Origin of the sequence: Methylobacterium sp. 1973 (genome assembly GCF_040545035.1) — a bacterium.
Classification (GTDB): Bacteria; Pseudomonadota; Alphaproteobacteria; order Rhizobiales; family Beijerinckiaceae; genus Methylobacterium; species Methylobacterium fujisawaense.
On sequence record NZ_JBEPLA010000009.1, the window covers coordinates 141,707 to 157,590 of the forward strand.

13 protein-coding genes are annotated in these 15,884 nt (G+C 71.9%); 5 read left to right on the forward strand and 8 right to left on the reverse strand.

Annotated features, from left to right (window positions below):
• Positions 1-20 precede the first annotated feature (20 nt).
• From ABIC70_RS18555 to ABIC70_RS18570, 4 genes are all read right to left on the reverse strand, one after another.
• Positions 21-1,547 (reverse strand): carbohydrate porin, encoded by a 1,527-nt coding sequence (locus ABIC70_RS18555; RefSeq protein WP_182592968.1) that lies wholly within the window; start codon positions 1,545-1,547, stop codon positions 21-23.
• Positions 1,548-1,631: 84 nt separating this feature from the next.
• Entirely contained in the window at positions 1,632-2,558 is a 927-nt protein-coding gene (locus tag ABIC70_RS18560) for a Gfo/Idh/MocA family protein (RefSeq protein WP_075379945.1), read from the reverse strand.
• 1 nt (position 2,559) lies between these two features.
• Positions 2,560-3,540, reverse strand: a complete 981-nt coding sequence (gene araD1 / locus ABIC70_RS18565; protein ID WP_182592969.1) for an AraD1 family protein — start codon at positions 3,538-3,540, stop codon at positions 2,560-2,562.
• Positions 3,541-3,612: 72 nt separating this feature from the next.
• Complete coding sequence (locus tag ABIC70_RS18570) at positions 3,613-5,220, reverse strand: aldehyde dehydrogenase (NADP(+)) (protein ID WP_502916026.1); 1,608 nt, start codon at positions 5,218-5,220, stop codon at positions 3,613-3,615.
• Positions 5,221-5,370: 150 nt separating this feature from the next.
• Here ABIC70_RS18570 and ABIC70_RS18575 point away from each other — a divergent pair, with 150 nt between their 5' ends.
• Complete coding sequence (locus tag ABIC70_RS18575) at positions 5,371-6,111, forward strand: FadR/GntR family transcriptional regulator (protein WP_043756504.1); 741 nt, start codon at positions 5,371-5,373, stop codon at positions 6,109-6,111.
• Positions 6,112-6,151: 40 nt separating this feature from the next.
• On the opposite strand, the gene ABIC70_RS18580 is transcribed toward ABIC70_RS18575, so the two are convergent.
• Together ABIC70_RS18580 and ABIC70_RS18585 are read right to left on the reverse strand one after the other, a co-directional pair.
• On the reverse strand, positions 6,152-7,951 hold the full coding sequence (locus ABIC70_RS18580) for an IlvD/Edd family dehydratase (RefSeq protein ID WP_053610133.1): 1,800 nt from the start codon (positions 7,949-7,951) through the stop codon (positions 6,152-6,154).
• Complete coding sequence (locus tag ABIC70_RS18585; protein WP_354440512.1) at positions 7,948-9,111, reverse strand: aldose epimerase family protein; 1,164 nt, start codon at positions 9,109-9,111, stop codon at positions 7,948-7,950. The genes ABIC70_RS18580 and ABIC70_RS18585 overlap by 4 nt, the downstream gene beginning before the upstream one ends.
• Positions 9,112-9,271: 160 nt before the next feature.
• Between ABIC70_RS18585 and ABIC70_RS18590 the strand changes: the two genes are divergently transcribed.
• Positions 9,272-10,597 carry a sugar MFS transporter gene (locus tag ABIC70_RS18590; protein ID WP_053610134.1) on the forward strand — a complete coding sequence of 442 codons (1,326 nt, stop codon included), beginning with the start codon at positions 9,272-9,274 and terminating at the stop codon, positions 10,595-10,597.
• 29 nt (positions 10,598-10,626) lie between these two features.
• On the forward strand, positions 10,627-11,490 hold the full coding sequence (locus ABIC70_RS18595) for an SMP-30/gluconolactonase/LRE family protein (RefSeq protein WP_354440514.1): 864 nt from the start codon (positions 10,627-10,629) through the stop codon (positions 11,488-11,490).
• Positions 11,491-11,782: 292 nt separating this feature from the next.
• On the opposite strand, the gene ABIC70_RS18600 is transcribed toward ABIC70_RS18595, so the two are convergent.
• Positions 11,783-12,004, reverse strand: coding sequence for a DUF6894 family protein (locus tag ABIC70_RS18600; RefSeq protein WP_043382412.1), 222 nt, complete (start codon positions 12,002-12,004; stop codon positions 11,783-11,785).
• A 238-nt stretch (positions 12,005-12,242) separates the two neighbouring features.
• On the opposite strand from ABIC70_RS18600, the gene ABIC70_RS18605 reads away from it, so the two are divergent.
• Both ABIC70_RS18605 and ABIC70_RS18610 read left to right on the forward strand, forming a co-directional pair.
• A complete protein-coding gene (locus tag ABIC70_RS18605; RefSeq protein WP_043382414.1) occupies positions 12,243-12,449 on the forward strand; it encodes a hypothetical protein in 207 nt (68 codons plus the stop codon).
• Between the two features lie 575 nt (positions 12,450-13,024).
• Positions 13,025-14,089: a LacI family DNA-binding transcriptional regulator gene (locus tag ABIC70_RS18610; protein ID WP_236952898.1), complete on the forward strand. Its 1,065-nt coding sequence runs from the start codon at positions 13,025-13,027 to the stop codon at positions 14,087-14,089.
• A gap of 38 nt (positions 14,090-14,127) precedes the next feature.
• On the opposite strand, the gene ABIC70_RS18615 is transcribed toward ABIC70_RS18610, so the two are convergent.
• Entirely contained in the window at positions 14,128-15,876 is a 1,749-nt protein-coding gene (locus ABIC70_RS18615) for an ABC transporter ATP-binding protein (protein ID WP_053610137.1), read from the reverse strand.
• Positions 15,877-15,884 lie beyond the last annotated feature (8 nt).

Sequence of the window (15,884 nt, forward strand, 5' to 3'; positions counted from 1 at the left end):
GGCGCCGGGGGTTCGCGCGCTCACTGGCTGCCCGGACCCTTCGCCAGGCCGGCCAGGGTGAACAGGTCCACCGACAGCTTCGCGCCGATCACGAAGGCATCCGGGATCGGCTTCGGACGGAACGGGAAGCGGGTCTGGTCCGGGTCGATCACGTATTGCAGGTTCGGCATCAGCCGCACCGCCGGGGTGAGCTGGATGCCGTAGCTCAGCTCCAGGATGGTCTGCAGGGATTCGACGTTCCGGGTGCCGAGCCCGAGCGCCGTGCGCGCCGCCCGGATGTTGGCCGTGCCCAGCGGCGAGAGCTTCTCCATGGCGAAGACGAAGCCGAGGGTGTCGTAGGGCCGGCCGGGGAAGGTGCCGGTCAGCACGGCGCCGCCCTCCAGGAAGTAATCCTGGGTCTGCCGGCCGCCGGTCCCGCCGAGCGCGACGCCGAAGACCGACAGGCCCTGGATGCCGTTCGGGTCCGGCCGCCAGACCATCTGGTCGAAGCGGGCGTAGACCGCCGAGCGGCCGAACCGGGTCAGCGGATCGAGGCCGCTGAAGACCCGGGCGCCGCCCCGCTGGTCGAGCACGGGATCCTTGTAGTCCGACCGGTCGAAGACGACGCCGACGCTGTAGTTGCGCGGCAGCGGGTCATTGCCGAAATTGGTCGAGTAGCCGACTTCCACCGGCACCAGGACACCGGTAGCGCCGTTGGTCGACCAGTCGATCCCGTTCTGCGTCGGCAACTGGTCGCGGGGGTTCACCTCGTAGATGCCGGCGTGCAGGAACACCTTGTCGTTGACCCAGGCCTTGGCATGGCCGCCCCAGGTGGCGATCGGCCAGTAGGTGAAGTTCGTCAGCTTGAAGATGGACTTCGGCGCGCCGCAGGTCGCGTTGTTCTGGAAGTTGCAGTAGAGCGGCGAGGCCAGGAAGTTCGGGTTGGCCAGCAGGCGGCCGACCTCGAGGTCGAGGCGGTTGTCGAACAGCTTCTGCTCATAGGACAGCAGGGTGAGATGGGCGGTCTGGCCGCCGCCGTAGATCTCCTGCACGCTGCCGTCGAAGCCGATGGAATCCTGCGCCAGGCTCCGTCCGTGGCGCTGGGTGACGACGGTGTGGACCGAGCCGCCGTCGATCCCCGCGAGACGCGCGAGATCGGCGTCGAGGCCGAAGGCGATCTGGCCGGCATAGGCCGATCCCTGGCGGATGCCGCCGGACGGGTTGGCGGCGAACTCGCCGGTGTAGTTCAGGATCATGCTGATCCCGTTGCCCAGATCGAGGGTGCCCGGCGGCAGGCTGGGCGGCGTCGCGCTGCTGCCCTGCACGTCGAGGCTGGCCGCGGCGCTGCTGGCGCCCGAGAAGCTCCGCGCCTCCCGGATGACCCGCCGCCGGGCGCGGTTCGCCCGGTACCGGGCCTTCTGCGCCGGATTCGCCTTCGGCCCCGGATTCACCAGCGACGGTCCCCCGTCCGGAGCCGTGGCTTCAACCTGTGCGACCGCCGGACACGCGCCCGCCGTGACCGTCGCGGCACAGAATGCGAGCGCGGCCCATCGCCTATACTTTCCCATGTGACTCCCCCTTAACCGCGCGGCCTTGCCTGGCTCTGTCGCGTTCGTGTCCCGCAGGGGGCCTCCCGGTCAGTCCGTGTCCGGTCAGTCCGTGAAGGCCTCCACCGTGCGGCGCTCGCCGCGCATGAAGGCGTCGGCGGCGTGGATCAGCGGATTCAGGTCGACGTCGCTGGCGCCGGAGCGGACCAGGGCGGCGAAACGGTCGTAGAGGCCGCGGTACTCCGCCTCGGGCGGGAGCGGCTGGTCGCGGCCGTCGATCGTCAGGACGGCCCCGCCTTGCGAAAGCACCAGGGTACCGTCGTCGGTCTCGACCCGGATGTCCCAGGTCTGCGGCCCGGTCTGGCGCCAGTCGAACCGGGCCCGGATCGGGGTGCCGGCGGCATCGGCGAAATGCAGGTCGGCGGCGATCGGCGCCTGCCGGTTCTCCGGCACCGACAGGGTCGCGCCGGTCAGGTGGAACGGCGGCAGGATATGCGTGGCGATGGACAGGGCGTTGATCCCCGGATCGAACACGCCCATCCCGCCCGCGTCCCAGATCCAGTCCTGGCCCGGGTGCCAGTGCCGGACATCCTCCAGCCAAGCGATCTCCACCGACCGGATCCGGCGGCCCGACAGCCAGCGGCGCGCGGGCTCCACCCCCGGCGCGAAGCGCGAGTGCCAGCTCGCGAACAGGCTCACGCCCCGGGTCCGAGCGGCCTCGACCAGGAGCCCGACCTCGGCCAGCGTCGCCCCCGGGGGCTTCTCGAGGAAGACGTGGCGGCCCGCCGCGATCCCCGCCAGGGCCGCCGCGAACCGCGCCTGCGGCGGCTGGCACAGGGCGACGGCGTCGAGGTCGCCGTGCGCCGCCAGCATCGCCTCCAGGCTGCCGTAGCTCGGCACGCCGTCGAGCCCGCCATGCCGGCTCGCCACCGCCACGAGGCTGTAATCCGGGGAGGCGGCGATGACCGGCAGATGCTGGTCGCGGGCGATCTTGCCGACACCCACCAGACCGATGCGGATCGGGCTCGCCATCTCAGAGCACCCGCACAGCCGGATCGGTGGGCGGGGCGGCCGCCAGGGGGTTGCGCAGGGGCAGCGCGAACGGCGCGGCCTCGATCTCGAACACGTCGCCGGGCCGGGTCGCGACGCCGTCGCTGAACGACAGGGTGGCGGTCCCGAAGAAGTGGACGTGCACGTCGCCGGGGCGCCGGAAGGGTGCGTATTTGAAGTGGTGCCGCTCCAGGTTGGCGATGCTGTGGGACATGTTCGCCTCCCCGGAGAGGAATGGCTTCTCCCAGAGCACGGCGCCGTCGCGCAGGATGCGGCTGGTCCCGCGCACGTCCGGGGGAAGCGCCCCGAGCCACAGCTCCGGGCCGAGGGCGGCCGGGCGCAGCTTGGAATGGGCGAGCCACAGGTAGTTGCCGCGCTCGGTCACGTGGTCGGAGAACTCGTTCGCCAGGGCGAAGCCGAGGCGCACCGGGGTGCCGTCGGCGTCGACCAGGTAGATCCCGGCGATCTCCGGCTCCTCGCCGCCGTCGCGGGCGAAGGCCGGCGAGACCAGCGGCTCGCCGGAGGCGACCAGGCCGGAGCCGTCGCCCTTGTAGAACCATTCCGGCTGCACGCCGGCCTCGCCCGGCGCCGGCTTGCCGCCCTCGACGCCCATCCGGAACATGCGCATCGAGTCGGTCGGCGCCGGGTCGGCCGCGGCCGCGCGGTGCATCGCGTCGCGGCCCTCCGCGGAGCCGAGATGCGTCAGGCCGGTGCCGCTCAGCATCAGGTGGGCGGGATCGGCGTGGTCGATGGGCGGCAGGAGCCGGACCGTGTCGAGATCGACGGGCGCGCCGAGTCCCGCCCGCTCCGCCGTCGCGGCCAGATCGTCCCCCGCCTCGAGAGCTCTGCGCGCCAGGGCGCGCACGCTGTCGACGCCGAGCACCCGCCGCGCCCGACCGTCGGCGAGCAGCGCGACGCCCCGCTGCCCGTCGGCGGCGCGGAATTGTAGGAGTGATCGTCCCATCTGTGTCCTCCCGGGGACGACCGCTTCGGGTCGTCCTGAACGCGCGGCCGTCGAGGGTCGCGCGGCGGCCTGTCAGCGGCCGGGTTGCGGATCGAGAACGCCGTCGATCCGGCGCGCGAGATGCCAGGGATTGTCCGGGCGCAGGGGCGGCGGCAGGAGCGCGTCGGGCAGGTCCTGGTAGCAGACCGGGCGCAGGAACCGTTCGATCGCCAGCGTGCCCACCGAGCTGCTCCGGCCGTCCGAGGTCGCCGGGAACGGCCCGCCATGCACCATCGCGGGGGCGACCTCGACGCCGGTGGGCCAGCCGTTCGCCAGGATCCGTCCGGCCTTGCGGGCCAGCAGCGGCACGAGCCCGGCGGCGAGATGCTCGTCCGCGCGGTCGAGGTGCAACGTCGCGGTGAGCTGCCCGCCGAGGGACTCGAGGAGCCGGGTGACCTCCGCCATGTCGGCGGCGGCGACCAGCAGCGCGGCCGGACCGAACATCTCGTCGGCGAGGGCCGGATCCGCGAGGACGTGGCACGCCTCCGTGCGCAGCAGGCAGGCGGGGGCGCCCCCCGGGCCGGCGGCCGCCCCGCGCGCCGCGACCGTCACTCCCGGTCGGGCCGCCAGCGCGGCGACGGCGTGCGCGAACCGGTCGCGGATGTCCGGGGTGAGCATGGTGTGCGGCACACTCTCCCGGATCGCCGCGGCGGCGGCCTCCGCGAAGGCGTCGAGGTCGGAGCCGGCGATCCCGATCAGCAGACCGGGATTGGTGCAGAACTGCCCCGCCCCCAGCGTCAGCGACTGGACGAAGCCCGCCGCCAGGGACGCGCTCCGGGCCCGCAGGGCGCCGGGCAGGAGCACGACCGGGTTGACCGCGCTCATCTCGGCATAGACCGGGATCGGCTCGGGCCGGCCGGCGGCCACCCGCATCAGGGCGAGCCCGCCCGCGCGCGACCCGGTGAAGCCGACGGCCTTGATCCGCGGGTCGGCGACCAGGGCGCTTCCGAGGTCCGTGGACGGTCCCGGCAGGTAGGAGAACGTGCCCTCGGGCAGGCCGCCGGTGGCCACCGCCGCACGCACGGCCCGCGCGACCAGCTCCCCGGTCCCGGGATGGGCCGGATGGCCCTTCACCACCACCGGGCAGCCCGCCGCCAGGGCGGCGGCGGTGTCGCCCCCCGCCACCGAGAAGGCCAGCGGGAAGTTCGAGGCGCCGAACACCGCCACCGGGCCGATCGCGACGTGGCGCCGGCGCAGGTCCGGCCGGGGCAGCGGCTGCCGCTTGTGCTGCGCCGGATCGATCGTCGCCCGGATCCACGCGCCGGAGCGGACGAGATCCGCGAACAGCCGCAGCTGCCCGACCGTGCGGGCGCGCTCACCCTCCAGCCGCGCCCGCGGCAGGCCGGTCTCGGCCATCGCCCGCTCGACGAGCGGCGCGCCGAGATCGGCGATGCCCTCGGCCACAGCTTCGAGACAGCGAGCGCGTGTTTCTGGTGGCGTCTCCGCGAAATGCGGGAACGCCGCTTCCGCCAGCGTGCAGGCGGCCTCCACCTCCCGAGGGCCTGCGGCCGAGAAGGCCGGCTCCAGGGGCGCTCCGGTGGCGGGATCCACGGCCCGGAAGAGCGCGGCTGTGGTCACGTCGGCGGCGCCGATCAGGACGCTGCCGCGGATCGTCACGGATCCTGGCGATTCACTACTCATACAATTAGGCTAGGGCAGTTCGCCTCCCGCCGCAAGCGCGGCCGCGATTCCGGTGCAGGGGGTGTTCCTCTTTGCGCTCCTACAACTTCAGGATAGAATCACGCCGATCCCGCCCCGACCGACCCGGTGGCCCGGACTGGAGGTGGACGAGTGAGGCAGGATCGCGGTCCGGAGAACGTCACGCTGCCCCTCGCCTCGGGCTCGCGCCGCATCCACGGCTCGGTCGCCCGCGATCTGGGGGTGGCGATCCTTGGCGGCCGCTACGCTCCCGGGGACGTGCTGCCCGGGGAGATCGAATTCTCTGAGAAATTGAACGTCTCGCGCACCGCCTATCGCGAGGCGATCCGCATCCTGAGCGCGAAGGGGCTCGTCGAGAGCCGCCCGCGCACCGGCACCCGCGTGAGCCAGCGCAGCCGCTGGAACCTGCTCGACCCCGACATCCTCGCCTGGGCCTTCGAGTCGGAGCCGAGCGAGTCCTTCATCCGCGACCTGTTCGAGCTGCGGATGATCGTCGAGCCGGCGGCGGCGGCGCTCGCGGCGGAGCGGCGCTCGGGCCTCGACCTCGCCCGGATGGGCCATGCCCTGGAGGAGATGGGCCGCCACGGCCTCGCCACCGAGGCCGGACGGGCCGCCGACCAGGCCTTCCACAACACGATCCTGGAATCGGCCCGCAACGGGGCGCTGATGGCCCTGTCGAGTTCCATCGCCGCCGCGGTCACGTGGACGACGATCTTCAAGCATCGCCGCCAGGGCCTGCCCCGGGATCCGATGCCCGACCACCGCGCCCTCTACGACGCGATCGTGGCGGGCGACCCGGCCGCCGCCCGGGAGACCATGACCGAGCTGGTCCGCCTCGCCCTCGCCGACACCGAGCTGGCGATGCGCCCCTGACGGCGCCGGCGGCGTCCGCGCCGCCGGCTTGGGCCTCGTCTCAGTGGTTGTCGCGCGGCACGCCCCGGGTCTGGGCGATGCGCTGGAACGCCTCGGCGCCCTCCAGGATGGCCCCGGTGTGCATCTGCCCCACGGCTGCGCGCTGCATCGCCTGCCACGGCGTCTGCGAGGCCGGATAGGCGTAGCCGCCCGCCGCCTCCAGGGCGCTGCGGCGGCGGGCGATCTCGTCCGCGTCGACCAGCATGTCGGCGGTGCCGCGGCGCAGGTCGATCCGCACCCGGTCGCCGGTGCGCAGGAGCGCGAGGCCGCCGCCGGCCGCCGCCTCGGGCGAGGCGTTGAGGATCGACGGCGAGCCCGAGGTGCCGGACTGGCGCCCGTCGCCCAGGCAGGGCAGCGCGTGCACGCCGGCCCGGATCAGCTGCGCGGGCGGGCGCATGTTCACCACCTCGGCGGCCCCGGGATAGCCGATCGGCCCGGCCCCGCGCATGATCAGGATGGTCTCCGCGGTGATGCCGAGGCTCGGGTCGTCGATCCGAGCGTGGTAATCCTCCGGTCCGTCGAAGACCACGACGGGACCCTCGAAGGCGTCCGGATCCTCCGGGTTCGACAGGTAGCGGGCGCGGAACTCGTCGCCGATGACGCTGGTCTTCATGACCGCGGCGTCGAACAGGTTGCCGCGCAGGACCAGGAAGCCCGCCGCCTCCTTGAGGGGCCGGTCGATCGGCCGGATCACGTCCTCGTCCTCGATCACGGCGCCGCGGCAATTGTCGCCGAGGGTGCGCCCGTTGACCGTCAGCGCGCCCTCCCGGATCAGGTCGCGGCGCATGAGCTGCGCCACCACCGCGGGCAAGCTGCCGGCGCGGTAGTAATCCTCGCCGAGATAGGTGCCCGCCGGCTGCAGGTTGACCAGCAGCGGCACGTCGAGCCCGTGGGTCTGCCAGTCCGTGATGTCGAGGTCGACCCCCATGTGGCGGGCGATCGCCGCGAGGTGGATCGGCGCGTTGGTCGAGCCGCCGATCGCCGAATTGACCGCGATGGCGTTGAGGAAGGCGTCGCGGGTCAGGATGTCGGAGGGCTTCAGGTCCTCGGCCACCATGGCGACGATGCGCTTGCCGGTCTGGTAGGCGGCCTCCTGCCGGTCGCGGTAGGGCGCCGGGATCGCGGCCGAGCCGGGCAGCATCATGCCCAGGGCCTCGGCGAGCGTGTTCATCGTGGTGGCGGTGCCCATCGTGTTGCAGAAGCCGGTCGAGGGCGCCGACGAGGTGACGAGCTTGATGAAGCCGTCATGGTCGATCTCGCCGGCCGCCAGCATCGCGCGGGCCTTCCAGACGATCGTGCCGGAGCCCGTGCGCTGGCCCTTGAACCAGCCGTTGAGCATCGGCCCCACCGACAGGGCGATGGCCGGGATGTTCACGGTGGCGGCGGCCATCAGGCAGGCCGGGGTGGTCTTGTCGCAGCCCGTGGTCAGCACGACCCCGTCCAGCGGGTAGCCGTAGAGCAGCTCCACGAGGCCCAGATAGGCGAGGTTGCGGTCGAGGCCCGCGGTCGGCCGCTTGCCGGTCTCCTGGATCGGGTGGACGGGGAATTCCAGGACGATCCCGCCCGCCTCGCGGATGCCCTCGCGGATCCGCTCCGCGAGGACGAGATGGTGACGATTGCACGGGGACAGGTCCGAGCCGGTCTGGGCGATGCCGATGATCGGCCTGCCCGAGCGCAGCTCCTCCAGGCTGAGGCCGAAGTTCAGGTAGCGCTCCAGGTAGAGCGCCGTCATGTCGATATTGTCGGGGTTGTCGAACCAGGCGCGGGAGCGCAGGGGCCGTGCAATCGGTCGGTCGGTCATTTCTGGGTCCGGTGAGCGGGGCTGGTCGAGAACCGGTAGGCGATCACGTTCCGGTAGGTCTTGCCGGGGTCGAGCCGGGCGGAGCCGAAGGCCGGCTGGTTCGGCGTGTCGGGGAAGAGTTCCGGCTCCAGCGCCAGGGCGTCCGACTGCCGGTAGGCGAGGCCGGATTTACCCACCACCGTCGCGTTGAGGAAGTTGCCGGCATAGAACTGCACCCCCGGCTGGTTGCTCGCCACCTCGAGGATCCGGCCCGATTCCGGATCCTCGACCCGCGCCACGAGGTGCGGCTCGGCCGTGGGCGCGTCGGTGACGACCCAATTGTGGTCGTAGCCGCGCGCCCGCACGATCTGCTCGTCCCGCCCGTCGCGGATCCGCGCGCCGATCACCGCGGGCTTGCGGAAGTCGAAGGGCGTGCCGGCCACCGGCAGGTACGCGCCGGTGGGAATCAGGGTGGCGTCGACCGGCGTGAAGCGCTCCGCCGGGATGGTCAGGGTCTGATCGAGGATCGAGCGGCCCGAGCCCTCACCCGCGAGGTTGAAGAAGCTGTGATTGGTCAGGTTGACGATCGTCGGCTTGTCGGTCGTGGCCTCGTAGGTGACCGTCAGCGTGTCGGTCGCGTCGAGCGTGTAGGTGGCGGTGGCCGTGAGCGTTCCGGGATAGCCCTCCTCCCCGTCCGGGCTGACGTAGCGCAGGGTGACCGACGGAGCCGCGCCGCCCTTGACCGCGGTGATCGTCCAGAGCCGCTTGTCGAAGCCGGCCGCGCCGCCGTGCAGGGCGTTCGGGCCGTCGTTGGTGGCCAGCGTGTAGGTCTGGCCGTCGAGGGTGAAGCGCCCGGCGCGGATGCGGTTGGCGTAGCGCCCGACGCTCATGCCGAAATAACTGCCCTTGGTCAGGTAGGAGGCGAGGTCGTTGTAGCCGAGCACCACATCCGCGGCCTTGCCGGACCGGTCCGGGACGTCGAGGCTCCGCAGGAGCGCGCCCCACGACAGGATCCGGGCCGTGATCCCCTTGCCGTTCGTCAGCGTCACCTCCTCCACCGACCGGCCGTCCGGCAGGGTGCCGAACACCGTCCGGACCGGCTCGGCCGCCCGGACCGGAGCCGGGGTCAGGCCCGGGATCGCCGCGCAGGCGCACAGCGCCAGGGGTCCCACTCCACGCATCGCATCCTCCCCTCGATGAAGCCGCCCGTCCCGCCGATCCTGCGCCGGCACGCGACGGGGACGCGGTTGACGTCCGCGAATCCGATATATACTCATACAAATGAAATGGACAACATGGGACCGTCGGCAAGGCGGCCCGGAGCGCAGAGGACAACGCCGGATGGCAGGACCGATCGCGACCGTCGGGACGACGGCGCCCCGGACGGGGGCGGAGGCCGCGCGCGACCGGGGCGCCTACCGCCCGGCCCTGTCGCTGCTGGCGAGCCTCTTCTTCATGTGGGGCTTCATCACGGTCATCAACAACACCCTGCTGCCGCACCTGCGCAGCGTGTTCGACCTCGATTACACGCAGACGACGCTGATCGAGTCCGTCTGGTTCATCGCCTATTTCGTGGCCTCGATCCCGGCGGCCAAGCTGATCGAACGGGTCGGCTACCAGCGCGCCCTGGTGGCGGGGCTGGGCATCATGGCGCTGGGCACGCTCGGGATGATCCTGGCCGCGCACCAAGTCTCCTATGCGATCACGCTCACGGCCCTGTTCGTGATCGCCAGCGGCATCACCCTGCTGCAGGTCGCCGCGAACCCCTACGTGGCGGTGGTCGGCCCGGCCGAGAGCGCTCCGGCGCGCCTCAACCTCGTGCAGGCGTTCAACTCCTTCGGGACGACCCTGGCGCCGCTGTTCGGCGGCTACCTGATCCTCGGGCGCTCCGCCGCGGGCAACGCCGCCGCCGGCACCATCCTGACACCGGCCGAGCGCTTGGCCGACGCGCAATCGGTGCAGCTGCCCTACCTGATCGTGGCGGCGATCCTCGTCGGTCTCGCCGTGATCATCGCCCGCTTCCCGCTGCCCGCCCTGGGCGGCGCCGGCGGCGCCACGGCCCGGGCCGTCAAGGCCGAGCGCGCCGGCCTGTCCCTCTGGCGCCACCGCAACCTCGTGCTCGGCGTGCCGGCGATCTTCATCTACCTGATCGCCGAGATCGGGGTGTCGAACCTGTTCATCAACTTCGTCTCACAGCCGGAGATCGGCGACCTGACCCACGCCCAGGCCTCGCGCTACCTGTTCCTGCTCTGGGGCGGCATGATGGTCGGCCGCTTCGCCGGCAGCTACCTGATGCAGGCTCGGGCGGCCGAGACCGTGCTGGCCGGGGCGGCGATCGGCGCCTGCGCGGTGATGCTGGTGGCGACCTTCGCGACCGGCCACTGGGCGATGTGGGCCCTGATCTCGGTGGGCCTGTTCCACGCGATCATGTTCCCGACGATCTTCACCCTGGGGATCCGCGGCCTCGGGCCGCTCACCGAGGAGGGCGCCGGGCTGCTGATCATGGCGATCGCGGGCGGATCCCTGGTGGTGGTGCAGGGTTGGGCGGCGGACCGGTTCGGGCTGCAACATTCCTTCCTGATCACCGCCGCCTGCGAACTCTACGTCCTGTTCTACGCTCTCTGGGGCTGCCGCCCCGCCGCCGCGGCGCGGCCGGCGGGCGCCTGAGCGTCGGCGGCATCGGGGAGCGCTCTGCCATGGACCCGCGGATCCGCATCCTGGACCGGCCCCGGCGCGACCGGCTCGGCGAAGGCCCGATCTGGGTTCCGGAGTGGGGCTTGCTGTTCTGGGTCGACATCGAGGCCCCGGCCCTGAACTGGCTCGACCTCGCCCGCGGCGAGACCGGCACGCATCCGTTCCCGGAGCCGCTGGGCTGGATCATCCCCCGCGCCGGCCGGCGCGACTTCATCGTCGGGCTGAAGAGCGGGTTCGCGATCTACGACCTCGAGGCCGACCGGATCACGCCGATCGGCGATCCGGAGCCCGACGAGCCCGACAACCGCCTGAACGATGCGAAGGTCGACGGCGCCGGCCGGATCTGGGCCGGGAGCATGCATCAGGCCGAGACCGCGGCTTCAGGATCCCTCCACCGGCTCGATCCCGACCTGACTTGGCGGCGGATGGACACGAGCTACGGCGTCGCCAACGGGCCGACCTTTAGCCGCGATGGCCGGATCCTCTATCACAGCGACAGCGCCGCCCGGACGGTCTACGCCTTCGACCTCGCCGCGGACGGCACGCTGACGGGCAAGCGCGCCTTCCTGCGCTTTCCGGAGGCCTGGGGCTGGCCCGACGGGATGACCACGGATTCCGAGGGCTGCCTCTGGATCGCCCATTGGGGCGGCGGCCGGCTCAGCCGCGTGGATCCCGAGGGGCGACTGATGCGGGCGATCCCACTGCCCGCCCCCAACATCACGAGCTGCGCCTTCGCGGGAGAAGGGCTCGACCGCCTGTTCGTCACCTCGGCCGCCCGGGGCGCCGAGCACGTGCCGGCGGCGGGGGCCCTGTTCGAACTCGATGTCGGCGTGACCGGCCTGCCGCCCCGCGCCTTCGGGGGCTGACCGGCCCGGCGGCCGTGGAAGGCCTTTCCCTGTGGCTGTAGCGTCCCCGGACGGCGGGGCCTGATGGCGGCCGGGTTGTCCCGGGCGGCCGACGCGATCCATGCGGCGGCCCGATCCGCGTCCGCGCGGGCCTCGACGCAATCCTCGCAGGATCGTGTGGCCGCCTCATCCGGATGGGGGATGCGCGGTCCCCGGCCGGTCTCTACGCTCGTCACTTCTCCGAGACGAGATCACCTTCAGCCCGCCCGGCCCTGCCGCGGCGGGCTCCTTGTCGGATGTCGCCGACACGGCGCTACCGCCGAATCGGAAGCCGGCGGATGGGCCGCCCGGCGGTGTCGCGCACCACCAGGCTCCAGGAGCGGCCGGGATCGGCCGCGCAGACCTCATCGGCCATCTCGGCGATCACGCTGCGTGCCTCGGCCAGGGCCTCGTCCAGGCTGCCGACCTCGACGCCTTCTTCGTCGCGGATCGTTTCCTCGCCGCTCTCGACGTCGAAGTAGAAGCGTTCGGACACCGACCTCCCCCCTGCTGCCGCCCTCCGGCGGTCGTCCTGATCTCTCTACGTAGTCCGGAATATGACTGGGACCGGTCTTTGATCGGATAAACCTTAATGCATTTAAAACGCGGATTTGCCTGTATCTGTGCGAAGGCGGCCCAGTCTCGATTGAATTATCGATTATAAGAACCAGGCACGCCGCCGCCGATGTCCGATGGCTTGCTGAGGTGGCGCTCTTGGAGTCGGGACCCCTGACATGTCGACCTCCGCCGATCCGCCCAACGCGCGCGCCGAGAAAGCCGCGCTCCGCAAAGCCACGCTGCGGGCGCATATCAAGAACGTTCTGTCGACGATCCGCAGTCATCATACGGGGCGCGGCCGCGCGTCGATGCGGGTCTCGCGCTACACCCTTGGACGGTGGTTCCGGGGCATCGCCGCCGGAGCGAACCCGCTTTTTGCGTAGCAACGCTCGTCCGATGGACGTGTTTCTCAAGGCGCCGCGCTCCGGCGCTTCGAACCGCGTCCCATGGCCGAGACCACCCGCCTCCGATCCCATATCCGTGGCGTGCTGCTCAGGCTGATGCAGCGGCTGCGCGCCCGGGCCGGCTGACGCGACAGCGGTCGGACGCCGGCCGTCTGGCGGCCGTCTTGCGCTCCTTCCCTCGGCTGCGGCGCGGTGGGGTGCGGGGGGCACGCCTGTGGATTGGGCAGGCCACGCGACACGCCCCGATTCCGCCTGGGGGCTTGCGTGGAGATCCTGCCCGGAAATCCTGCCCGGAAAACCTGCTTGGCGAACCGCGCCGTCCAGGCCGGGGACGGCGCGGCGGAGCCGCCGACAATCTGAGGGATTGACCGGATTTCACGCCGAAACGACCGGTCTAGTGCTGACACGACCCGTCTTCGTTGCCGTGCCAGCGGCTTTATCTCCAATCGATACAGATCTAGATTCGCGGGCCCAACGAGCCGGCACCGGGCCCGTCCCGGCGCGGGCGCGCCGTCCTGCCGGGCAGACCGGCTCCCGAGGTGAGGATGGGCCAGATGACGATCAAGGACGTCGCCCGACGGGCCGGCGTGAGCTTCCAGACGGTCTCGCTGGTCCTGAACCATCCGGAGAAGGTCGCCCGGACCACGCGCGAGACCATCGAGACGGCCATGCGCGACCTGGACTTCGTGCCGAGCCTCGCCGCCCGGTCCCTGCGCAAGAAGCCCAGTCGCAGCATCGCCTGCGTGTTCTCCCTCGGGGCGCAGCCCGCCGATGCCGCGTTCCATCTGAGGGAGGAGGCCGATCAGGGCCTCGTCCTGCAGACCTTCGGGTACGTGACCGACCAGCAGGGCTATACCCTGGTCCACCGGTGTCGCCGCGGCGACGACCCGGACGGCCTGAGCCGGATCGCCAGCCTGGTCAGCGAGGCCCGGGTCGACGGCATCGTCGTCTTCGCCGACCGCCAGGACGACCCGCTGATCGGCCTGCTGCAGGCCAAGCGGTTCCCGTTCGTCGTGTTCGGCCTCGACGTTCCCGGCACGCATTACGCCATGCAGGCCGAGCGCGACGCGGCCCGCGACGCCGTCCGCCACCTGATCCAGGCCGGGAGCCGGTCCATCTGTTTCTTCACGGGCGCGGGCGACGGTCGGCGGTGGCGTGCCGGGGCCGAGCGGTTCCGCGGCTACCGGGACGCGCTCGCGGAGGCGGGGCTGCCGCTGCGCGACGACCGCGTGGTGGCGTGCGACTGCACGTCCGAGGGCGGCTATCGGGCGACGCGCGCGCTGCTGGAGCGGCCGGACACGGGGTCAGGAGACCGGCCGGATGCCATCGTGGCCGCCAGCGATCGAGTGGCGTTCGGCGCGCTGAAGGCGCTGCACGAGCGCGGCGTGCGGGTCCCCGCGGAGATCCGCGTCGTGGGCTTCGACAACCTCACCCAGGGGGCCTACTCGGTCCCGAGCCTGACCTCGGTCGATGTCCCGACCCTCGACATGGTCCGGTTCGCCTTCGCGACTCTGGTCGAGCTGATCGAGGGGACGCGCGCGCCGGACGACCTCGCCCAGCGGCTGTTTCCCACGCGCCTCGTCGTGCGCGAATCGACCGCGGCGCGGCCGCAGGCCTAGGAGGCCGAGGCCGGCGTTCCGCGGCCCGTATGGGCGCCTCACTCCGCCGCGAGGATGCCCGTCTCGGGGTCGCCCCGTCCGAACTGCGCCGCGTGCAGGCGGCTGTAGGGGCCGCCGGCGGCGAGCAAGGCCGCGTGCCGGCCCTCCTCGACCACGCCGCCCTCCCCCAGGACCACGATGCGGTCGGCGTCCCGGATGGTCGCGAGGCGGTGGGCGATCACCAGGGTCGTGCGCCCGCGGGCGAGTTCGGCGAGCGCCCGCTGTATCTCCCGCTCGGTCTCGGTGTCCAGCGCCGAGGTCGCCTCGTCGAGAATCAGGATCGGCGGGTTCTTGAGGAAGACCCGCGCGATGGCGATGCGCTGCTTCTGCCCCCCCGACAGGCGCACGCCGCGCTCGCCCACCACCGTGTCGAGGCCCTCCGGCAGGCCGTCGATCAGCCCGCCGAGCCGGGCGCGCCGGGCGGCGGCGTCGATCTCCGCCTCCGTGGCGTCGAGGCGGCCATAGGCGATGTTCTCCCGGATCGTGCCGGCGAACAGGAACACGTCCTGCTGCACGATGCCGATCTGCCGGCGCAGGCTCGCGAGGGTGATGTCGCGGATGTCGATCCCGTCGACGGTGATCCGGCCCGCCTCGACCTCGTAGAAGCGCGGCAGCAGGGCGCAGAGGGTGGTCTTGCCGACCCCCGAGGGGCCCACGAACGCCACCGTCTCGCCCGCCGCCACCGTGAGGTCGAGGCCGGCGAAGACCGGGCGCCCGGGGCCGTAGCCGAAGCCGATCCCCTCGAAGCCGATGTCGCCCCGCAGGGACTCCACCGCGCGGGCCTCCGGCCGGTCGGTGATGTCGGGCGCGGTGGCGAGCAACTCCTGATAGCGGCGGAACCCCGCCACACCCTTCGGGTAGGTCTCGACCACGGCGCCGATCTTCTCCAGCGGCCGGTAGAACACCCCGACGAGGAGCAGGAAGCCCACGAAGCCGCCGGGCGTCAGGTCGCCCCGGACCACGAAGGCCGCGCCGCCGAGCAGCACGGCGATCTGCACGAGGCGCAGGCCCAGGTAGTTGATCGACAGGCCCGCCGCCATCAGCCGGTAGGCCTCGAGCTTGGTGTCGCGGTAGCGGGCATTGTCGCGGGCGAACAGGGCGCGCTCGTGGGGCTCGTTGGCGAAGGCCTGCACGACCCGCATCCCGCCGACATTCTCCTCGATCCGCGCATTGAAGGCCCCGACCCGGCCGTACTGGGCCTGCCAGTTGCGGGTCATGCGGCCGCCGTAGCGGATCGACACGAAGGCGATCAGCGGCAGGATCGCCGCCGTGATCAGCGCCAGCGGCGCGTGCACCGTGAGCATCAGCGCGAAGGCGCCCAGCAGCGTCATCACGGCGATGAACAGGTCCTCGGGCCCGTGATGGGCGACCTCGCCGATCTCCTCCAGGTCCTTGGTCACCCGGGCGACGAGGTGGCCGGTCTTCTGGCCGTCGTAGAAGCGGAAGGAGAGCTTCTGCAGGTGGTCGAAGGCCCGTTCCCGCAGGGTGGTCTCGATGTTGATGCCGAGCACGTGGCCCCAGTAGGTGACCACCACCATCAGGCCGGCATTGGCCACGTAGACCAGCGCCAGCGCCGCGGCGGCGAGCAGGATCAGGCCCCAATCCTGCCGGGGCAGGAGGCTGTCGATGAAGCCCTTCACGGCGATGGGGAAGCCGAGTTCGAGCAGGCCGGACAGCACCGCGCAGCCGAAATCGACCAGGAACAGCGTCCGGTACGGCCGGTAATAGGCGAGGAAGGCCTTCAGCATCGCGCGGC